Genomic DNA, 19,920 nt, shown 5'->3' on the forward strand with positions numbered 1-19,920 from the left:
TAAAATAAATAGATTGAATTGTTAAAAAACTATTGCTAAAGTAATTGAATTAAAATATAATTAATACAAATCTTCTGAAAATTCTTTTTGGCAAGATTATTAAATTCAAGGGGGCAACAAAATGAAGAGAAGTTTGTCGTTATTTTTAGTATTCATTATCTCTCTTTCTGGTATTCTAGCTGCTTGTACAGGTAGTAAATCAGGCGGAGGAAAAAATGATCAAGTGTTAAATTTACAAGAGGTTTCAGATATTCCTACACTTGATTCATCATTAGCAACAGACCAAGTGTCATTCAACGTGTTCTTCCAGGTGATGGAGGGGTTATATAGCTTAGATAAAGATGATAAAGCGATTCCTGCTATTGCTAAAGGTGAACCTGAAATGTCTAAAGACGGTAAGACTTGGACAATTAAATTACGTGACGATGCGAAATGGTCAAACGGTGACCCTGTTACTGCGAAAGACTTTGAATTTGCATGGAAACGTACTTTAGATCCAAAGACTGCTTCTGAGTATGCTTACATCATGATGGATTTAAAAAATGCAGCTGATGTAAACGCAGGTAAAAAGAAACCTGAAGAATTAGGTGTTAAAGCAATTGATGATAAAACTTTACAAATTCAATTAGAAACAAAAGTACCTTACTTTAAAGAATTATTAACATTCGGTGTGTTCTTACCACAAAATGAGAAGTTCGTTAAAGAAAAAGGGGATAAATACGGTACTTCTAAAGAAAACACATTATACAACGGTCCATTCGTTTTAAACGACTGGCAAACAGAAAAATCATTCCAGTTAACACCAAACAAAAACTACTGGGATAAAAAAGCGGTTAAATTAAAAGAAGTTAACTACAAAATTATTAAAGACCAAAATACGGCTTTAAACTTATTTAACACAAATAAATTAGACCGTGTTGGTTTACCACCAGAACAAATTGATAAATACAAAAAAGATCCTAAGTTCCAGACAGAATTACAAACATCAACATACATCATTCGTATGAACCAAAAGAACGAAGCGCTTAAAAATAAAGATATGCGTTTAGCGATTGCACAATCTATCGATAAAAAATCTTATGTTGATACGTTACTTAAAAATGGTTCTCAACCATTAGATACAAATACACCGAAGGATTTCGCGAAAAAAGACGGTAAAGATTTCGTAGATTTAGTAAAAACGAAATTAACATACGATCAAAAAGCAGCGAAAGAACATTACGAAAAAGCTAAAAAAGCTTTAGGAAAAGATAAATTCGAATTCGAATATTTAACGTTTGATGCTGAAGAATCAAAAACAGCTGGTGAATATGTTAAAGAACAATTAGAGAAAAATTTACCAGGTGTGAAAATTACAATTAAACAACAACCATTCAAACAAAAATTACAATTAGAATCTAAAATGGATTATGATTTATCATTTGGTGGTTGGGGTCCTGACTATCCAGACCCAATGACATTCTTAGATTTATGGGTAACTGACGGTGCACATAACCAAACTGGTTGGTCTAACCCCGAGTTCGATAAAATTGTTAAAGATGCAAAAGGTCCATTATTAGATGACGTTAATAAACGTTGGGAATCAATGGCGAAAGCTGAAGAGATGGCTTTAGCTGATGCACCATTTGCACCAATCTACCAAAAAGGTACTGCTCGATTAGTACAACCATACGTGAAGAACTTTGTGATTCACAAATTCGGTGGAGACACTACATTAAAGAACGTTTACATCGAAAAGAAATAATTTAATCGTTAACAAAAACCAGACGGGTGATTTCATCCGTCTGGTTTTTTGATATATTTTTTGAGGGGATTGATTGCCGGTATTCTTAATTTACCGGCAATCATTTTATGAAATAGCTGATAATTGTTGATTCATTGCCGGTATTTTTAGTTTACCGGCAATCATTTTATGAAATGGCTGATATTTGTTGATTCATTGCCGGTATTTTTAATTTACCGGCAATCATTTTATGAAATGGCTAATATTTGTTGATTCATTGCCGGTATTCTTGATTTACCGGCAATCGTTTTATGAAATAGCTGATATTTGTTGATTGATTGCCGGTATTTTTAATTTACCGGCAATCATTTTATGAAATGGCTGATATTTGTTGATTGATTGCCGGTATTTTTAATTTACCGGCAATCATTTTATAAAATAGCTGATATTTGTTGATTGATTACCGGTATTTTTAATTTACCGGCAATGAGCTGCAACGAGCATCAATCTCCAAAAAGAAGTCGGAACATAAAGTCCCGACTTCTTTTCTAAACGCCCGTTCGACAGCCTATCTTAAACGGCGTCTCACGGGCAGACGCCAGGTAAACTTCGACTAACCCTTCAAAATCAAAGAGCGATTTTTCGGTCTTGTCTCCAGTTTACTTGCGTCTAAACGCCCGTTCGACAGCCTATCTCTTTCTCCCTAATCCCATTGCATTTTCCATTTTCTTGAGCATTTTATTCGCTTTGAATGCCGCTTTCTCAGCTCCGCGATCTAATATGGCATCCAGCTCAGGTGACTGCATATAATATTCATATTTCTCCTGAAATGGCGTTATGAAATTCACCATCACTTCAGCTAAATCAGCTTTGAAATCGCCATAACCAACACCTTCATATTTTGCTTCAAGCGCTTCAATCGATTCACCTGAGAAGATTGAATAAATACTGAGCAAGTTAGAAATACCAGGTTTATTTTCTTTATCGTATTTCACAATACCTTCTGAATCTGTCACCGCACTTTTAATTTTTTTCGCAACGGTATTAGGTGGATCTAATAACGAAATAAATCCTTTCGTATTGCTATCAGATTTACTCATTTTCTTCGTCGGATCCTGTAAACTCATCACACGGCCACCGACTTTTGGCATTCTAATTTCCGGAATTGTGAAGATATCATTATATTTGCTATTGAAGCGTTCAGCTAAATCACGTGTTAATTCTAAATGTTGCTTCTGATCATCACCAACAGGAACGATATGCGTACCATATAGTAAAATATCAGCTGCCATTAAAGGAGGATATGTTAATAACCCGGCAGGTATTCCTTCTTTACGGTCTTTCGCTTTATCTTTATATTGCGTCATACGCTCTAACTCACCGATTGTTGATACAGTCGTTAACATCCAGCCAGCTTGAACATGTGCAGGTACTTCAGATTGAATGAATAGTGTTACCTTTTCTGGGTCTAAACCACTTGCTAAATATAGTGCAGCTAATGAGCGAATATTTTTGCGTAATGCAGCTTTCTCCTGCGGCACTGTAATGGCATGTTGATCTACAATACAGAAATAGCATTCGTAATCATTTTGAATTTCGACGAATTGTTTTAAAGCCCCGATATAGTTACCAATCGTCGGTACACCACTCGGTTGTATGCCTGAAAATAATGTTTGCATCGTAATGTCTCCTTTAAATATAAGTACTTCTATTGTACTATATTGCACGCATTTATAAAAATAGACTTTGCAACATAAATTGAAAAAATATGAAAACGTATTGTAATAAGGATTTAAAGGGTGTATAGTGAAGGAACGAACATAAAGTAAGCCGATAAATGTTAACAAATTGTGTCTGATTGAATGTTCAGATAATTATTTTCATTTTATTAGAGAATTCTCATTAAATTTTAATGTTCGGATAATATAATAGCACTATCAGGTTAGAACAAACAGTTAAACCATTTATCTTAACGAATTTATTCGCAAATACACACGCATTATAAATTTTTAAGTTTTATGATTTGACAATGTTTAAGATAACACAATAAGGGGTATTAATTATTATACGATTAAGATAATTGATACATAACAATCTAACCGATAAATAACACATTAGGAGAGTGAGATGTATGGTAACATTATTTACTTCACCAAGTTGCACATCTTGCCGTAAAGCGAAAGCATGGTTACAAGAACATGACATTCCGTATACGGAGCGTAATATATTTTCAGAGAATTTATCAATTGACGAAATTAAAGCAATTTTAAGAATGACAGAAGACGGAACAGATGAAATCATCTCTACACGTTCTAAAACATTCCAAAAATTAAATGTAGATATCGATTCATTACCTTTACAGGAATTATATGAAATCATTCAAAAGAACCCTGGATTATTACGTCGTCCAATTATTTTAGACGAAAAACGTCTTCAAGTTGGATATAACGAAGATGAAATCAGACGTTTCTTACCACGTAAAGTACGTACGTTCCAATTATTAGAAGCGCAACGTATGGTTGACTAATCAACTGCCGTCATCATTTGTTCACAAGAACGGATGAGACGGCTTTTTTATGCTTTTTTTTAAGTTGAATTCATTGTGAGTCATTACCCTTTCATGTACAATAGACTTACAATTCTATTGATAGGGGGAGTAGACCATGAGAATTGAACGCGTGAACGACACAACATTAAAATTTTACTTAACTTATGCAGACATAGAAGCAAGAGGCTTTCAACGCGATGAGCTTTGGACGAATCGCAAAGCCGGCGAAGCATTCTTTTGGTCTATGATGGAAGAAATCAATGAAGAAGAAGAATTTTTTGTTGAAGGTCCATTGTGGATTCAAGTGCATGCCTTTGATAAAGGTATTGAATTTGTAGTAACGAAGTCTAAACATGATGATGTGTTACATTTACCGGAAGAAGAATCAGCAGAGAACTTAGAATATCATGTGAGTGAATTTTTAAGTAAATCAGTACAGGACGAGAAAGCAATCCGTGATTTACTGATGAAAGCTGCTGCGGTTAATGATATCGATAATGAATTTATTGCGCATTTCAAATCACTGGAAGATGTGATTCAGTTCAGTTATGCTGATCACGTTCATGTTGATATTGAAGATTTACTGTATATGTATGAAGGCAAGTACTATTATTATGTTCATTTTGATGAGCGTTTATCGGATGAAGCAGTGCATACATATGTGGCACATATATTAGAGTATGCGAATGAAACGCGCATCTCAAGTGAACAATTAGAAGAGTACGGTAAAGTCGTGATGAGTCATAACGTTAAACACCAAGTGCGTAAGTACTTTAAACAATAAGCTTTACAATATTTACGAAAATGTAAAAAATACTTTGAGCATTTCCTACTATATATAAGTAGGGGGTGCTTATTTTTGTTAACAGCATTGAATCAGTATCAACAACTTATCGAAGCAAAGCATGCAAAGCCAGGGCGATATATTTGTCCGATATGTCATCAACCAGTCGTATTGAAAAAAGGAAAAGTCAAAATGCCGCACTTTGCCCACCAGTCGATTAAAGATTGTTTCGTGCACACGTATAAGAAAGAAACCGCAGCACATCTGGAAGGGAAATATGCACTATATGATTTATTTGATCCGAAGTCTTGTTATATGGAGTATTATCTCCATGAAATTGAACAAATATCAGATTGTTATTATGCACAAACAAACGGGCCGCCAATTGCATTTGAATTGCAGATGACGCCAATTCCTGCAGCACACGTCGCTGCACGTACACAAGGGTATGCGTCAATCGGTATCGATGTGATCTGGATTGCGAAATATGAAGATTTGAAGATTGATAGCCATCGATTGAAATTGTCACGTTTTCAAAATGCATTAATTGATTTGAAGCGACATATTTTATATGCCTACAATACACAATTAAAAATATTTTATGCATTACATATTACGCGTGTGCTTAACCGCTATACGTATGCATTTGAACTGGAAGTTATAACGACGGGTAAAGATTTCATACAACACAAGACAGTGCGTCGATTGCGTGAAGACTTTCGTATATTAACACATCTTGAAACGAAACAGCATATTCAAAATTGTATCGCGAAACGCTCCGTCCTTGAACCGACGCTAAGTCATTTATATCAGCTCGGTATACCGCGACAGCATATACCAGACCATTTAAGAATAGTCTTACCGGAACAAATCGTTATTGAAACACATCCGATAGAATGGCAAGTCCGTCTCATGCATATGATTCACAATCATACGTTTGACTTCTCGACATGGCTTAACTTGCTCAATTTATCGGAGCAAAGTAGGCAAATTATGCCGAAAGGACAGCTTGCATTGCACATTTTGAAAAAATATCAAACGTATTCGAATGAAATACGTGCAATAATGACAGAAAAGTGAGAAAATTAGTAGTATTAACATTTATGGAGGTCTACAATGACAGTATTAATGAATAGAAATGAACAATTAGAACAAAATACATGGGATTTAACAACAATCTTTGCAACAGATGATGCGTGGGAAGCAGCATTTACGAAGCTTTCATCTTACTTAGGCAAAGAAAAAGACTTTCAAGGGAAGTTAGGCGATTCTAGTGAAACGTTATTAAATGCGTTGTTACTAGATTCAGAGATTGATGAACTGTTAGGGAAGATTTATGTTTATGCCCATTTAAAGCACGATGAAGATACAACAAATGCGAAATATACTGCATTTGAACAACGTGCAGCAACGCTTGCAAGTCAATTTTCATCAGCGTGGAGCTTTATGCTACCAGAATTGATGACGATTGATGAAACAACGTTAGCGCAATTTATTGAAGAAAACGCAGGATTGACACGATATAAATTTGACCTTGAAAAGATCAATAAGCGTCGTCCACACGTCTTAAGTCAGAATGAGGAATTGATATTAGCAGAAGCACAGGAGGCACTATCTGCTTCAAGCAATACATTTAGTATGTTTAACAATGCAGATTTAACATTTCCAAATGTTGAAGATAAAGATGGTGTAAGTCATCCACTGTCTCACGGTAATTACATTTCATATTTAGAATCAGAAGACCGCGTATTACGCGAGAATGCTTATAAAGCCGTTTATAGTGAATACGGTAAATTCAATAATACGTTAGCACAAACGTTATCTGGGAAAGTGAAAGCAAGTGTCTTTTCAAGTAAAGTAAGAAAGTATGATAGTGCAAGACATCAAGCATTATCTAACAATGACATACCTGAATCTGTGTATGAAACGTTGGTGAACACAATTAATGAGAACTTACCATTATTACATCGTTATACTGCGCTTAGAAAAGAATTACTTGGTTTAGATGAAATGTACATGTATGACATGTATGCACCGTTAATTGAAGATGTTGATTTTAAAGTGACGTATGAAGAAGCAACTGAATGGATGCTTAAATCACTTGAACCGATGGGGAAAGAATATACCGATGTCATTACAGAAGGATTAACAAATCGCTGGGTCGATGTGTATGAAAATAAAGGCAAGCGAAGTGGTGCATATTCATCTGGAACCTTTGGTACGAATCCGTTTATATTAATGAACTGGACGGATAATGTGAATAATACATTTACATTAACACATGAATTTGGACATAGTGCACATAGTTATTTTTCAAGAAAGCATCAACCATCGAATATGTCGGGCTATTCAATCTTTGTTGCGGAAGTGGCGTCAACATGCAACGAAGCGTTACTAGCTGATTATATGTATCACAATCTTGATGATGAAAAGAAAAAGTTATATCTTCTTAACTATCAATTAGATGGGTTTAGAGCAACTGTATTCAGACAAACAATGTTTGCAGAATTTGAATATAAGATTCATACCATTATTGAAAACAATGAACCGTTAACAGCGGAGCGCTTAAATAGTGAATATGCAGCGTTGAATAAGAAATATTACGGAGAGAATGTCATTACTGACGATTACATTCAATATGAGTGGAGTAGAATACCGCACTTTTATTACAATTATTATGTGTATCAATATGCAACAGGGTACAGTGCAGCATACGCGTTAAGCCAGCAAATCCTTGAAGAAGGACAACCTGCAGTAGAGCGTTATATTAATCAATTTCTGAAAGCAGGTAGTTCAGATTATCCGATTGAAGTGTTGAAGAAAGCTGGCGTGGATATGACGAGCAGTGCACCGATTGAGAATGCGTGTAAAGTGTTTGAAGCGCGCTTAAATGAGTTTGAAAAGTTAGTTAAAGCAACGAAATAAAATTGTATCCGTTTACAATATGTCATATTTGTGAACTTGGAGGTTTTGGGTTGATACAGGTATTGTATCGTGTTATAGTAAGTACATGAAATTAATCACAAACCAAACATACCCCTTTGTTTGAGTGAAAAAATTTCTCCCATCCCCTTTGTTTAAATGCCGTGTAATCAGACACGGCATTTTTTTTGCATTTTTGGATATGAAAAATGCAAATGAAAATAAATGATTATCTGTACTAGTTGTACTAGTAAAGATTATAATACACAAACAAACCACCGACATTTAATGGGAATGTCGGTGGTTTGTTTTAAGTTTTATCGGTACAATCATCCTAAATGGCGTCTTCAAAGCCGTCGCCTCGAAAACTTCAAAAACTCATCTCAAATTAAAGCGCAATTTCAGATGGGTTTTCTCCAGTTTTTCAGCGACTAAACGCTTTTCAGACAGCCTCTCCTTCCTATTTCATTCTCCAAAATAGGTCATGATCATAATATACATCTTCAATGATATTCTGTAATTTGAGTTTACGTAGCTCGTTCATTAATATGTTATGAGGCCATTCATAAATTGTTTCCAGTTCATTCTCACTAACCATTTCCTGCTCACGAATATACGTCGCAATTGGTGGAGGGAGTTTCTTTTCTATCGGTGTTTCGACAAGCTCGTTAATGATATATGTGTAGATATGATACGCGTGCACACCTTCAACTTTTAAACCTTCATCTTCATAATTCTCGTTAAAGAACACAAGTGTCGGTGTAACTGTCACGTCCATTTCACTTGCGATATGCTGATCGCATTTCAATGCAGACGTAACATGATTACTACGGATATCTTCCAGAAAGACATCGATATCTAATCCTGCTTTTTGCGCACAATGCATAATCAATTCTTTCGTAATAATATCTTGTTTCGGCATAATTTCATTCTGAATGTAATTCAGAAATAAACTGGCTTTCTTACGGCCTTGTAATTCAGCTGCTTTAAATGCTAACGCAATATTATCATCACATGTCGTACTTTGTGCCTGACATTTCGTTAATACTTTTAAAGTAGGGAGTAGAATTTGTTTCACCTCTACGAATTGACAGTATTCAATTTGTAATTTGCGTAAAGTCGCTTTCAGTTTCCAAGATTCTTTACAAAATGGATCAAAGAAAGAGTAAATTTCTATTTTTTGACTTGGCGCTAATTGTTCTACAGATTGATGCACCATTAATTGTAGTTGTCCCATTCCCCATCACCTTCATTCTTTAATAGACATTCTTCATATGTTCAGCAGTTAACGTTAACCGTTGTAATATATAATCTCTTACGTCATCGTCAATATCGACTTCATGTGCTGCACGTGTCATATTCTCAAGCCATGCATGTTTCTCATGTTCACCAATCGGAAATTGCATATGTCGTGCACGCATCATTGGATGGCCATGTTCATCAGAATAGAGTGTCGGTCCTCCGAAGAACTGTGTTAAAAACTGTTTCTGTTTACGTGCCGTTTCATCAAAATCCCCAGGAAAGAGATGATTAATGCGATTATCCTGCGCGACGTAACGATAGAATATATCAATCATCGCATACAGTTTCTCCTGACCTATCCGCTCATAAATTGTCGTCAATTCATGCCACCTCACTTTTATACTAATATAGCATTTATCTCGTTTTTTTAAAGTTTTTTGCTTATTAGACGTTCATAATGGTTATAAAAACGCTGAACTTTATTCAATGTTGCTTTCTTTTCAATGTTATAATGTTCAAGAAACGCATCAAAATTAGCACGACCTTGTTCGTAATCGGACACTTCATATTCTAATTCATAATCACCAGTGTCTAAATAATAGCTTGCATCCAGAACAAGGAGTCCAGATTGATATGGAATTTCTCGACGCTCGGTTGATAATGCACCGAAGATGCGTAATTTATGCTCGGGGATGTTCATTTTCTTAAGTTGTGCGTTAATATTCTTTGGAATGTATTGCTGTTCAATGTATTCCTGGTCAATAATGCGCTCATCAATCACACCTGTATATTCCATAATACCAATGTCTTGTGGAATCTTTAACGTCATCACTTTTGATGTCCCGTTATCACGAATACGCAGCGCACAGCGGTGAGCTTTTAAGTCGAATGCATTAGTATCGATATAGAAATTCGTCTGCGTAATCATCGGTGCATTATTAAATAATGTTGTTTTTAATGTTTCAAAAGTTGGATAATCAATTAAATTTTTAAATTCAATTTCTAGTTCTTCCATGGTGAACCCCCTTCAAATATATATTTTTATTATGTATAACCTCACTATTGAAGTAAAGTATATTCCATTATGCAATGGATACAAATTCATTAAAGTATTTTTAATATTTATGATAAAATAAATATGCTAAGGAGATGACAAACAATGAATTTACATGTAAATGAAATAAAGTTAGAAGATAATCAAGTAATCCTATTAACCGAAGAACCACAAATCGAAGCAACAGCAACGGGTACGATGGTGGTTGATAGCGATAATAACCAGTTTGTATATTTATTAGATGCTGGACAGACGTATGCGAATTTACGATTTGTCGAAGAAACGTGGCAAATGATGAAAGCGTATGAAGCATATCCATGGCTACTTTACGGTACAATAGAATTAACGCATTTCAAGGAAGAATTAGATGAATTGTTAGACAATATCAAAGGGAACTTTAATTACGGAAAACCATTTACCGAACGCGTTGAAGAGGTATTTGAGCTTTAAAATGAGGTGTAATTATGAACCAGTGGGACTTATTTTTATCGCCATATAAACAAGCGATTGACGAATTGAAAATAAAATTAAAAGGTATTCGTAAACAGTTTCAATCTGAAGGGAAATCATCGCCCATTGAGTTTGTGACAGGCCGTGTGAAACCTATTCCGAGCATTATAGAGAAAGCGAATACACGTGGTATACCGTTTGATCGCTTAAGCGAAGAAATGTACGATATTGCAGGGTTACGACTCATGTGTCAGTTTGTTGATGATATCGATGTCGTTGTGCAAATGTTACGCAATCGTCGTGATTTTGAAGTTGTTGAAGAACGAGATTATATTAAAGATACGAAAGAAAGTGGATACCGCTCGTATCACGTTATTATAAAATATCCTATTGAAACGTTAAACGGTCAGAAGTTTATCCTGGCAGAAATTCAAATTAGAACGCTTGCCATGAATTTCTGGGCAACGATTGAACATACGTTACGTTATAAATATGCAGGAGATTATCCACCGGAAATTCAGCATCGTTTAGAACGTGCAGCAGAAGCAGCTTATTTACTGGATGAAGAAATGTCAGAAATCCGTGAAGAAATTAAAGAAGCACAAAAGTTTTATTCTGAACAACGTAGTGAGATTAGAGACTAAGAAGGTGAAATGATGCGCTTTAATATATTGTCTAAAGGTGATTCAAAGAGCAATGCATTAAAACAAAAAATGATCGGTTACATGAAAGATTTTAATATGGTTGAAGATGCTGAAACACCAGAAATTGTTATTTCTGTCGGGGGCGATGGGACGTTACTGCAGGCATTTCATACATATAGCCATCGCCTAAGTGAGACGAGCTTTGTCGGCATTCATACAGGTCATTTAGGCTTTTATGCAGATTGGTTACCGCATGAAGTAGAGAAGTTAATTATCGCAATTAATAACGATACGTTCCAGGTGATAGAATATCCGTTAGTAGAAGTGATTGTGCGATTTGACGAAGGACGTCCATCCCGTTATTTAGCGTTGAATGAAGCGACGGTCAAGACACATAACGGTGCTACTTTAGTTGCTGATTTGGTCATTCGTGGCGACCAATTTGAACGCTTTAGAGGTGACGGTTTATGTGTATCGACGCCTAGTGGTTCTACTGCCTATAATAAAGCGCTTGGCGGGGCATTAATCCATCCGTCGCTTGAAGCGATGCAAATTACAGAAATCGCATCAATTAATAATCGTGTGTTCCGTACGGTCGGCTCACCTTTAGTATTGCCGAAGCATCATACGTGCCAGATTGTACCGGCCAATCCGACAACATTACAATTAACTATCGATCATCTGACAGCCGATCATAAAGGTGTGGCTTCGATTCAGTATCGTGTTGCAGATGAGAAAGTTAGATTTGCGCGTTTTAGACCTTTTCCGTTCTGGAAAAGAGTACATGATTCATTTATTGCAAGCGAATGATTCATTTACAGTATGTCAGTAATGAAGCCACAACCGTTAAAGCCTTTTTAATTGAGCATCACTATAGTAAGAAATCATTAAGCGCCATTAAACAAAATGGCGCTTTACTTGTTAACGGTCAGCACGTCACCGTCCGTGGAAGTCTCAAAGTTGGGGATATACTGGATGTTTATTTACCGAAAGAAACGCGCAGCGCCCATTTAATCGCATATCACTATAAAGTTGAATTACTGTATGAAGATATGATGATCATTATCGTAAATAAACCGCCATTTATGAATACAATACCGTCAAGACTGCATCCACATGAAAGTTTAATCGAAGCGGTGTATGGATATCTTGAAACACAACAAGACGATAGCGTATTGCATCCAGTCAGCCGACTAGACCGCAATACGAGCGGCATTGTCGTGTTTGCGAAACATCAGTTATTTCACCACTTATTAACGAATAAGATCGAGAAATACTATCATTTGTTATGTTTAAATCAAGTGAAAGCGTCAGGAAACATCTGTATGCCGATTGATCGAACGTCTAACTCGATTATTACGCGTGAAGTAAGTATCACAGGACAAAGTGCAAGAACTGAATTTCAACGGCTCCACTATGATGTACAGCACAATATTTCGAGCGTTAAAGTAAAGCTCCATACAGGGAGAACGCATCAAATACGCGTGCACTTTCAGGCAATAGGACATCCTTTAGTTGGAGATACTTTATATGGCGAAGATCAACGTATAAATAGACATGCATTACATGCGTATCAAGTTGTATTCAAACATCCATATACAGGTGAAATGATTGACTTGCAGCAACCATTACCTATTGATTTCAGTGATTTTTCTGATATGGTATAATGAATTGTATTTTGGAGGTGATTGAATGGCAGAAGAAGTTATGCTGGATGACGCATTAGATTATAAAGCAACATTAGATGAATTGTTGCAACGTCAGGATATTGATCAGTTTAGAGAAGTATTTCTTGAACTCCATTTGTATGATCAAGGTGAATACTTTAGTGAGACGAGTGAAGCGAATCGTCAAATCATGTATCAATTTCTGTCACCTCAAGAAATTGCTGAATTATTAGAGACGACTGAATTAGATGATGCAGAGTATGATGAAATATTCGATGCAATGGACGCGCGATATGCGAGTAGCATGATTCAGGAAATGTCACTCGATAATGCGGTCGATATATTAAAGACGTTACATAAAACGAAACTTGCGAGCCTTATGACATTAATGCAACAGTCAACGGCAGAGGAAATTAAAGCGTTAATTCATTATGAAGAGGATACTGCAGGTGGACTGATGACGACAGAATATATTTCTGTCGATGCGAACAGTACAGTGAGAGAGGCCATGATTCAATTAAAAGCACAAGCGCCTCAAGCGGAGACGATTTATTATATATTCGTGCTGAATGAACAGAAGCAACTCGTTGGCGTGCTTTCACTCAGAGATTTAATCGTCGCTGAGAACGATGAATATATTGAAGAGATAATGTATGAACGTGTCATTAGCGTGAACGTTGCTGATGATCAGGAAGATGTTGCAAATGTCATGAAAGACTATGATTTACTGGCTTTACCAGTCGTCGATTATCAAAATCATCTGTTAGGGATTATCACAATCGATGATATTATCGATGTTATGGACGAAGAGGCGAGTGAAGACTACTCTAAATTAGCCGGAGTGAGTGATATTGATTCAACAGATGATTCAATCTTTGCCACTGCACGTAAACGATTACCTTGGTTGTTAGCCCTGACTGTAATGGGAATGATAACAGCGTCTATTCTAGGTCAATTTGAAGATACTTTAAGTAAAGTGGCTTTACTTGCAGCGTTTATACCTCTAATTGGGGGTATGGCTGGTAATTCAGGCACGCAAAGTTTAGCGGTCGTCGTAAGGGGAATATCGACGGGCGAAATTGATGAACAAAGTAAATTTAAACTGGCACTACGCGAAGCAGGTTCAGGCTTTATTACCGGGCTCAGTTGTGCCATCATGTTATTTATCATTATATGCGTCTTATATCGCCAGCCTGTGCTCGGTTTAATTGTTTGTTTCAGTTTGACGATTGCAATGACGGTTGCAACACTTGCTGGTGCGATGGTACCGCTTATGATGCACCGTCTAAAAATTGATCCTGCTGTTGCAAGTGGTCCGTTTATTTCTACAACGAATGATATTATTAGTATGTTGATTTATTTTGGATTAGCGACAACATTTATGAGTTATTTAACATAGGAGGTAAAGATGGGAAATCATGCAGAATTATTGTCACTCGTTATCGTAGTTGTTTGTGCATTTTTAACACCGATATTGCTCAACCGTTTACGTATTAGCTTTCTGCCTGTAGTTGTAGCAGAAATATTAATGGGGATTATTGTAGGGAAGTCAGTGTTTAACTGGGTAGATCGAACAAATATGTTGAATATGTTATCAACACTTGGTTTTATCTTCTTAATGTTCTTAAGTGGATTAGAAATTGATTTCAAAGCATTTAAATCTTCTGGCAATCAGAAGAAAGATAAACAGAAAGAACCGAATCCATTAATCATTGCAGTGATTATTTTTGCGGGGATCTTGGCTTTATCAGCACTCGCAGCGTATATCTTTAAATGGACAGGTATTATTGATGATGTGTTGTTAATGATTATTATCATTTCAACCATTTCATTAGGTGTTGTTGTACCGACGTTAAAAGAAATGAATATTATGCAGACAACTATAGGGCAAATTATTTTGCTTGTTGCGGTAATTGCCGATTTAGCGACAATATTATTATTAACGCTATATGGTACGTTATATGCGCAAGGTGATTCACCGATTTGGTTAATCGGTATATTAATTGTCTTTACTGCATTGTTCTATATAACGGGTAAAAACTTTAAGAAAGCGCCATTTTTAGAGAAGTTAATGGCGGGGACGACGCAAATTGGCATTCGTGCTGTATTTGCATTAATTATCTTATTAGTAGCACTCGCTGAAGGGGTCGGTGCTGAAAATATTCTCGGTGCTTTCTTAGCGGGATGTGTCGTGAGTTTACTTGGACCGGATAAAGATATGGTCAATAAACTCGATTCTTTCGGTTATGGTTTCTTTATTCCGATGTTCTTTATTATGGTAGGGGTCGATTTAAATATCCCGGCATTGTTTAAAGATCCATCTGGATTAATTTTAATTCCATTTTTATTAATTGCGTTCTATTTGACGAAGGTTATTCCTATTGCAATATTAAAGAAATGGTATGATACGAAGACAGTTCTTGCATCTTCATTTCTATTAACATCAACATTGTCACTTGTTATCGCTTCAGCAAAGATTGCTGAACAACTTGGAACGATTGATGCAACAACGAGTGGAACATTGATTCTTGCTGCAGTCATTACGTGTGTTATCGTTCCAATATTATTTAAGAAGACTTTCCCGGTAGCACGTACGGAAGAAAAAACGATTAAAGTTGCATTTATTGGTAAGAACCAATTATCGACGCCAGTTGCGCAAAGCTTTAAATCTGATTTATATTTACCGACGTTATTCTATTTAAAAAATAATGTCGATAAAGGATCGATTAAAGACTTACAAACGATTCAGCTGGATGACTACAATTACGATGAACTATTGGATAATGGTTTATTTGATTTCGATATTGTCGTATGTTCAGCCAATGACGAAACAATCAACCGTAAAGTGGCAGTCATGGCGAAACAAGAAGGTGTACCGCGTGTTATTTGTCGTGTTGAAACGTTACAGGATGATGAAGCGTTAACAGCACAAGGCATTGAAGTATTCAGTGAGTTCCAGAGTACGAAGACGTTATTAAAAGGATTAATTGAATCGCCGAACATGTTAAACTTATTATCGAATGTGGAAACGTCATTATATGAAATTGAAATGTTGAATACACGTTACCATGAAATGCAGTTGCGTGAATTCCCATTCTCTGGCGATATTATCTTCGTGCGTATATTACGAGGTAATGATTCAATCGTGCCGCACGGTGACACAGAACTGCACTTTAAAGACCGTCTGATAGTCACAGGTGAACGTAAATATGTTGATGAGATTAAACGAGAATTAGAATTGTTTTAAAGTCTGGAAAAAAGAGTAGTGCAAACGATGCCGGATACTTCAAGTATCCAGCATCGTTTTTTATTATGCTGCTTTTTAATTCATTCATTTTGTGGTATAGTAAAATAAATTAGTACTAGATACTAGAACTAACGTATAAAGGAGCGCTAAGATGTTAAATTTCAATGATAAAGTATATGTGATAATGGGGATCGCCAATAAGAGAAGTATAGCTTATGGTGTGGCGCAAGTACTGGATGAAGCAGGTTGTAAATTAGTGTTTACGTACCGTAAAGAGCGTAGTATGAAAGAATTAGAGAAGTTGTTACCGAACTTTAAACATAATCAACATGCTGAAATGATTCAATGTGATGTACAAGTGGATGATGATGTAGTAAATGCATTTGCGACTATTAAAGAGAAATATGATCGTATTGACGGTGTATTCCACTCAATCGCATTTGCGAATATGGAAGATTTACGTGGCCGTTTCATTGATACGAGCCGTGAAGGATTCTTGTTAGCGCAGGATATTAGTTCATATTCATTAACGATTGTTGCAAGAGAAGCATCGAAGTTAATGGAAGGTCATGGATCAATTGTAACGACAACATATTTAGGTGGCGAGTTTGCAGTACCGAATTATAATGTCATGGGTGTAGCGAAAGCATCACTAGAAGCCAATGTGAAATATTTAGCTGCTGATTTAGGCCAGGATGGTATTCGTGTCAATGCAATATCAGCTGGGCCTATTCGTACATTAAGCGCGAAAGGTGTTGGGAATTTCAATACTATATTGAAAGAAATTGAAGCACATGCACCGTTGCGTCGTAATGTTGATATTATCGAAGTGGGTAAGACTGCATTATATTTATTAACTGATTTATCGAGCGGTGTTACTGGAGAAAATATTCACGTAGACGGTGGTTACCATATTGTAGGATAGGGTGTAGTTAGTGTGAGTGAGCCGCAAAAATCAATAATATGGCTTACTCACCCCACAAAAAAGGTTGCGATATGCATTGTACTCTTAAGAGTAACAGCTTAAACGGCGTTTTCAATGCAGGTCCTCGTCAAATTTCAGCAACACCATCGAAATCAAAGAACGATTTCTCTGTGTTGCTTCCAATTTGTTCGGACCTAAACGCATTGTAAACAGCCTCTTCCTTTTTATTCCCCGAAAGTAAATGTTTCTTTAACGTTCCAAGTTCCATTCTCTAATTGATAACATAAGCTTAATTTATCAATGGTTTCTGTATGACTGACATCCAGCATCGATAATTGTCCTTTTACATCTTCAAATTCCTGAGAAGTAAAGCCTTGGCCAACCGTGAAATGTGGTACAAATGGGTATTCATTTTTCCCGTAAAAGCTACCATCATTCAATACTTCATGTAATTGTACTAAATTGTCATTCGGTGTTACTTTTAAGTAAATAACATTTTGCGTCGGAGCAAAGTCTGATACTTTCTCAACGTTAATTTCAACGGGTTGAGTTGCTTTAGCGACCGCCTTTAATTTAGCTGAAACAGCCTCAACTTCATGCGCATCAACTTCAAATGCATCTTTAATTGTAATATGTGGTGAGATCAACGCATAATGCGCATCATAACGTTTACGATATTGATTGATTTCGTCCTGATAGGCTTTTGACGGGTATAATACGATGCCTAGTTTCATAATGACGCCCCCTTTTTTTTCTGATAATTCAATTATATCAGAATTTTAACCGAAGTAATAATTTAAGGCGTCTTCGATTTGCGGTTTCCATGTCTTCCATGTATGACCGCCATCTAGTTCAGCATAATAATGCTGAATATTACACGCATTAAATACTGCATGTAATACGCGGATTGGATTTAAGAAATCAGCATCATCACCAGTCATTAATTGAAAGTGATCTTCCGTATTACCAACAATTAAATAATAGTTTAATTGTTTACATTGTGTTTCATCGAGTTGACGAATGTGCGCAATCATTTCCGGCGTTACCATTGGCGAGAACAGTATTGCACGCTTTGACAATGCTGGGTATTCGAGCGTTAGTGTCAGCGCAATACTCGCAGCTAAACTATCACCGATTAATATCGTTTGCTCAGCAGTTTGTGACAAATGATAGTGTACATTTAAATACGGTATCAATTCATCAGTAATAAACAGTTGATATGCTTTGCGATGAATACCATTTGGATGATACTCCAGTCGACGCTCTTCAGCATTCGTATAATGAATAAAGACAAAGACGATTGGGTCACTCAGTTGATCTATCAGCTGTTCATATTTACGATGTATTTGTCCCATTTGACTGACGTCCTGGCCGTCGAAACATAAACTAAGTTGATGGTCGACAAAAGGTGAATAGTCTTTCGGACAATAAATACTTAATTTTACTGTACGATTGAGTTGTTCACTCTCAATTGTGAATGGCGTTATTTTACCGGGTTGCATTGTGTCACCTCATTAAAATATTCGATTTAATATTAATAATACGTTTATAATATCATGAATTATTGGGTATAATATATTTATATCTAATCAAGGAGGACAATATGACTAAGAAAGTTTGGTTTCGTTTTGGAATAGGTCTGTTATTATCGTTTTTAATTATTAAATATTTTTTAGAAATTAATCATATTTTCTATCCTATTATTATTATTGTGAAATCCATTATTTTACCGCTATTGCTCGGCGGATTTTTGTATTATATTACGGTACCATTTCAAGATAAACTTGAGGAGCGATTTCATTTAAAACGCTGGCAAAGTTTGTCGACAATCATGTTAGCGCTTGTTGTACTCATCGGTTTATTCTTATCATTTGTCGGACCAGTCATCGTCAAACAAAGTACGAATTTTGTAGATAACTTCCCGACAATTCAAAAAGAATTTCAATCGTATGTGAACATCGCTTTAGATCAGCGAGAGAAATTACCAGACAATGTGAAAGATAATATTAACAGTGCAATAAAGAAAGTGAACGATTATTCAGGTAAGATTGTAACGAATGCCTTTTCATTTGTAACACAATTTATCTCAACACTCTTTTTATTAATTTTAGTGCCGTTTTTCTTAATTTATATGTTAAAAGATCACGACCGCTTTATTCCGTTTGTCGCGGCGCCGTTTTCAGGACGTCGCAAAGTGTTCGTTGTGAATTTATTTAAAGATATCGACCGTACGTTAAAATCATACATTCAAGGCCAAGTAACGGTGAGTTTTATTTTAGGAATTTTATTATTAATTGGTTATTTCATTATTGGCCTTGATTATGCCGTCATCCTTGCAATGTGGGGCATGGTGACAAATTTAATCCCATTTTTAGGACCATATTTAGCGATTATTCCAGCGCTTATCATCGCGTTAATCCAGAAGCCGGTCATGGCATTATACGTTATCGTCATTATGTTTGTGGCACAACAGCTTGAAGGGAATGTGATTACGCCGAATATTATGGGGAAATCATTGAACATGCATCCGTTAACGATTATTACTGTGATTTTAGCTGCAGGTAATTTAGGTGGCTTTATGGCAATATTAGTTGCGGTACCTACGTATGCAGTCATTAAGACGATTGTTCGTAACGTTTATATGCACCGTCAGGATATTACAAGTGAAGCCACTAAGACGGTTCAGGAACAACAAAAATAATAGCATTAAAGAA

At 36.0% G+C, this 19,920-nt stretch carries 19 protein-coding genes; 13 read left to right on the top strand and 6 right to left on the bottom strand.

What is annotated here, in order from left to right; genetic code table 11:
- Positions 1-121: 121 nt before the first annotated feature.
- Entirely contained in the window at positions 122-1,744 is a 1,623-nt protein-coding gene (locus OCL94_RS01545; protein WP_262993839.1) for a peptide ABC transporter substrate-binding protein, read from the top strand.
- A gap of 668 nt (positions 1,745-2,412) precedes the next feature.
- Here the strand turns inward: OCL94_RS01545 and trpS are convergent.
- Positions 2,413-3,402, bottom strand: coding sequence for a tryptophan--tRNA ligase (gene trpS, locus OCL94_RS01550; protein ID WP_262993841.1), 990 nt, complete (start codon positions 3,400-3,402; stop codon positions 2,413-2,415).
- A gap of 452 nt (positions 3,403-3,854) precedes the next feature.
- Here trpS and spxA point away from each other — a divergent pair, with 452 nt between their 5' ends.
- From spxA to pepF, 4 genes are all read left to right on the top strand, one after another.
- Entirely contained in the window at positions 3,855-4,250 is a 396-nt protein-coding gene (spxA, locus tag OCL94_RS01555; protein WP_262993844.1) for a transcriptional regulator SpxA, read from the top strand.
- 136 nt (positions 4,251-4,386) lie between these two features.
- The gene (gene mecA, locus OCL94_RS01560) at positions 4,387-5,055 is read left to right on the top strand and encodes an adaptor protein MecA (RefSeq protein WP_262993845.1); all 669 of its coding nucleotides are present in this window, start codon (positions 4,387-4,389) and stop codon (positions 5,053-5,055) included.
- A gap of 75 nt (positions 5,056-5,130) precedes the next feature.
- Positions 5,131-6,135, top strand: a complete 1,005-nt coding sequence (locus OCL94_RS01565; protein ID WP_262993847.1) for a competence protein CoiA — start codon at positions 5,131-5,133, stop codon at positions 6,133-6,135.
- Between the two features lie 36 nt (positions 6,136-6,171).
- Positions 6,172-7,980 (top strand): oligoendopeptidase F, encoded by a 1,809-nt coding sequence (gene pepF, locus OCL94_RS01570; protein ID WP_262993849.1) that lies wholly within the window; start codon positions 6,172-6,174, stop codon positions 7,978-7,980.
- Positions 7,981-8,437: 457 nt separating this feature from the next.
- Here pepF and OCL94_RS01575 read toward each other — a convergent pair whose 3' ends face one another.
- The 3 genes from OCL94_RS01575 to OCL94_RS01585 are packed head-to-tail and all read right to left on the bottom strand — an operon-like array spanning position 8,438 to position 10,234.
- Positions 8,438-9,214 (bottom strand): DsbA family protein, encoded by a 777-nt coding sequence (locus OCL94_RS01575; RefSeq protein ID WP_262993851.1) that lies wholly within the window; start codon positions 9,212-9,214, stop codon positions 8,438-8,440.
- A 19-nt stretch (positions 9,215-9,233) separates the two neighbouring features.
- The gene (locus OCL94_RS01580) at positions 9,234-9,599 is read right to left on the bottom strand and encodes a globin domain-containing protein (RefSeq protein WP_262993853.1); all 366 of its coding nucleotides are present in this window, start codon (positions 9,597-9,599) and stop codon (positions 9,234-9,236) included.
- Between the two features lie 47 nt (positions 9,600-9,646).
- Positions 9,647-10,234, bottom strand: coding sequence for a CYTH domain-containing protein (locus tag OCL94_RS01585; RefSeq protein WP_262993855.1), 588 nt, complete (start codon positions 10,232-10,234; stop codon positions 9,647-9,649).
- Between the two features lie 144 nt (positions 10,235-10,378).
- On the opposite strand from OCL94_RS01585, the gene OCL94_RS01590 reads away from it, so the two are divergent.
- The 7 genes from OCL94_RS01590 to fabI all read left to right on the top strand — a co-directional run bounded on the left by OCL94_RS01590 (position 10,379) and on the right by fabI (position 17,206).
- On the top strand, positions 10,379-10,723 hold the full coding sequence (locus tag OCL94_RS01590; RefSeq protein WP_262993858.1) for a UPF0738 family protein: 345 nt from the start codon (positions 10,379-10,381) through the stop codon (positions 10,721-10,723).
- A 14-nt stretch (positions 10,724-10,737) separates the two neighbouring features.
- A complete protein-coding gene (locus OCL94_RS01595) occupies positions 10,738-11,367 on the top strand; it encodes a GTP pyrophosphokinase (protein WP_262993860.1) in 630 nt (209 codons plus the stop codon).
- Between the two features lie 12 nt (positions 11,368-11,379).
- Positions 11,380-12,177, top strand: a complete 798-nt coding sequence (locus OCL94_RS01600; protein ID WP_262993896.1) for an NAD kinase — start codon at positions 11,380-11,382, stop codon at positions 12,175-12,177.
- On the top strand, positions 12,174-13,034 hold the full coding sequence (locus tag OCL94_RS01605) for an RluA family pseudouridine synthase (protein WP_262993862.1): 861 nt from the start codon (positions 12,174-12,176) through the stop codon (positions 13,032-13,034). Before OCL94_RS01600 ends, OCL94_RS01605 begins: the two co-directional genes overlap by 4 nt.
- Before the next feature lie 25 nt (positions 13,035-13,059).
- On the top strand, positions 13,060-14,433 hold the full coding sequence (mgtE, locus tag OCL94_RS01610) for a magnesium transporter (RefSeq protein ID WP_262993864.1): 1,374 nt from the start codon (positions 13,060-13,062) through the stop codon (positions 14,431-14,433).
- A 9-nt stretch (positions 14,434-14,442) separates the two neighbouring features.
- Positions 14,443-16,281 (top strand): monovalent cation:proton antiporter family protein, encoded by a 1,839-nt coding sequence (locus tag OCL94_RS01615; RefSeq protein ID WP_262993866.1) that lies wholly within the window; start codon positions 14,443-14,445, stop codon positions 16,279-16,281.
- Between the two features lie 151 nt (positions 16,282-16,432).
- On the top strand, positions 16,433-17,206 hold the full coding sequence (fabI, locus tag OCL94_RS01620; protein WP_262993867.1) for an enoyl-ACP reductase FabI: 774 nt from the start codon (positions 16,433-16,435) through the stop codon (positions 17,204-17,206).
- A 224-nt stretch (positions 17,207-17,430) separates the two neighbouring features.
- Here the strand turns inward: fabI and OCL94_RS01625 are convergent, their stop codons facing one another.
- Both OCL94_RS01625 and OCL94_RS01630 read right to left on the bottom strand, forming a co-directional pair.
- Entirely contained in the window at positions 17,431-17,940 is a 510-nt protein-coding gene (locus OCL94_RS01625; RefSeq protein ID WP_262993869.1) for a YjcG family protein, read from the bottom strand.
- Between the two features lie 45 nt (positions 17,941-17,985).
- Positions 17,986-18,708: an alpha/beta hydrolase gene (locus tag OCL94_RS01630; RefSeq protein ID WP_262993871.1), complete on the bottom strand. Its 723-nt coding sequence runs from the start codon at positions 18,706-18,708 to the stop codon at positions 17,986-17,988.
- Positions 18,709-18,809: 101 nt separating this feature from the next.
- Here OCL94_RS01630 and OCL94_RS01635 point away from each other — a divergent pair, with 101 nt between their 5' ends.
- On the top strand, positions 18,810-19,907 hold the full coding sequence (locus tag OCL94_RS01635; RefSeq protein WP_262993873.1) for an AI-2E family transporter: 1,098 nt from the start codon (positions 18,810-18,812) through the stop codon (positions 19,905-19,907).
- Positions 19,908-19,920 lie beyond the last annotated feature (13 nt).

The sequence above is a fragment of the Macrococcus capreoli genome, from assembly GCF_025628935.1.
Lineage (GTDB): Bacteria > Bacillota > Bacilli > Staphylococcales > Staphylococcaceae > Macrococcoides > Macrococcoides capreoli.

What these genes read in the sequence shown, in the direction of transcription:
- OCL94_RS01545 (WP_262993839.1), top strand. Translation starts at nt 122, where the DNA reads ATGAAGAGAAGTTTGTCGTTATTTTTAGTATTCATTATCTCTCTTTCT.
- trpS (WP_262993841.1), bottom strand. Translation starts at nt 3,402, where the DNA reads ATGCAAACATTATTTTCAGGCATACAACCGAGTGGTGTACCGACGATT.
- spxA (WP_262993844.1), top strand. Translation starts at nt 3,855, where the DNA reads ATGGTAACATTATTTACTTCACCAAGTTGCACATCTTGCCGTAAAGCG.
- mecA (WP_262993845.1), top strand. Translation starts at nt 4,387, where the DNA reads ATGAGAATTGAACGCGTGAACGACACAACATTAAAATTTTACTTAACT.
- pepF (WP_262993849.1), top strand. Translation starts at nt 6,172, where the DNA reads ATGACAGTATTAATGAATAGAAATGAACAATTAGAACAAAATACATGG.
- OCL94_RS01575 (WP_262993851.1), bottom strand. Translation starts at nt 9,214, where the DNA reads ATGGGACAACTACAATTAATGGTGCATCAATCTGTAGAACAATTAGCG.
- OCL94_RS01585 (WP_262993855.1), bottom strand. Translation starts at nt 10,234, where the DNA reads ATGGAAGAACTAGAAATTGAATTTAAAAATTTAATTGATTATCCAACT.
- OCL94_RS01590 (WP_262993858.1), top strand. Translation starts at nt 10,379, where the DNA reads ATGAATTTACATGTAAATGAAATAAAGTTAGAAGATAATCAAGTAATC.
- OCL94_RS01595 (WP_262993860.1), top strand. Translation starts at nt 10,738, where the DNA reads ATGAACCAGTGGGACTTATTTTTATCGCCATATAAACAAGCGATTGAC.
- OCL94_RS01600 (WP_262993896.1), top strand. Translation starts at nt 11,380, where the DNA reads ATGCGCTTTAATATATTGTCTAAAGGTGATTCAAAGAGCAATGCATTA.
- OCL94_RS01605 (WP_262993862.1), top strand. Translation starts at nt 12,174, where the DNA reads ATGATTCATTTACAGTATGTCAGTAATGAAGCCACAACCGTTAAAGCC.
- mgtE (WP_262993864.1), top strand. Translation starts at nt 13,060, where the DNA reads ATGGCAGAAGAAGTTATGCTGGATGACGCATTAGATTATAAAGCAACA.
- OCL94_RS01615 (WP_262993866.1), top strand. Translation starts at nt 14,443, where the DNA reads ATGGGAAATCATGCAGAATTATTGTCACTCGTTATCGTAGTTGTTTGT.
- fabI (WP_262993867.1), top strand. Translation starts at nt 16,433, where the DNA reads ATGTTAAATTTCAATGATAAAGTATATGTGATAATGGGGATCGCCAAT.
- OCL94_RS01625 (WP_262993869.1), bottom strand. Translation starts at nt 17,940, where the DNA reads ATGAAACTAGGCATCGTATTATACCCGTCAAAAGCCTATCAGGACGAA.
- OCL94_RS01630 (WP_262993871.1), bottom strand. Translation starts at nt 18,708, where the DNA reads ATGCAACCCGGTAAAATAACGCCATTCACAATTGAGAGTGAACAACTC.
- OCL94_RS01635 (WP_262993873.1), top strand. Translation starts at nt 18,810, where the DNA reads ATGACTAAGAAAGTTTGGTTTCGTTTTGGAATAGGTCTGTTATTATCG.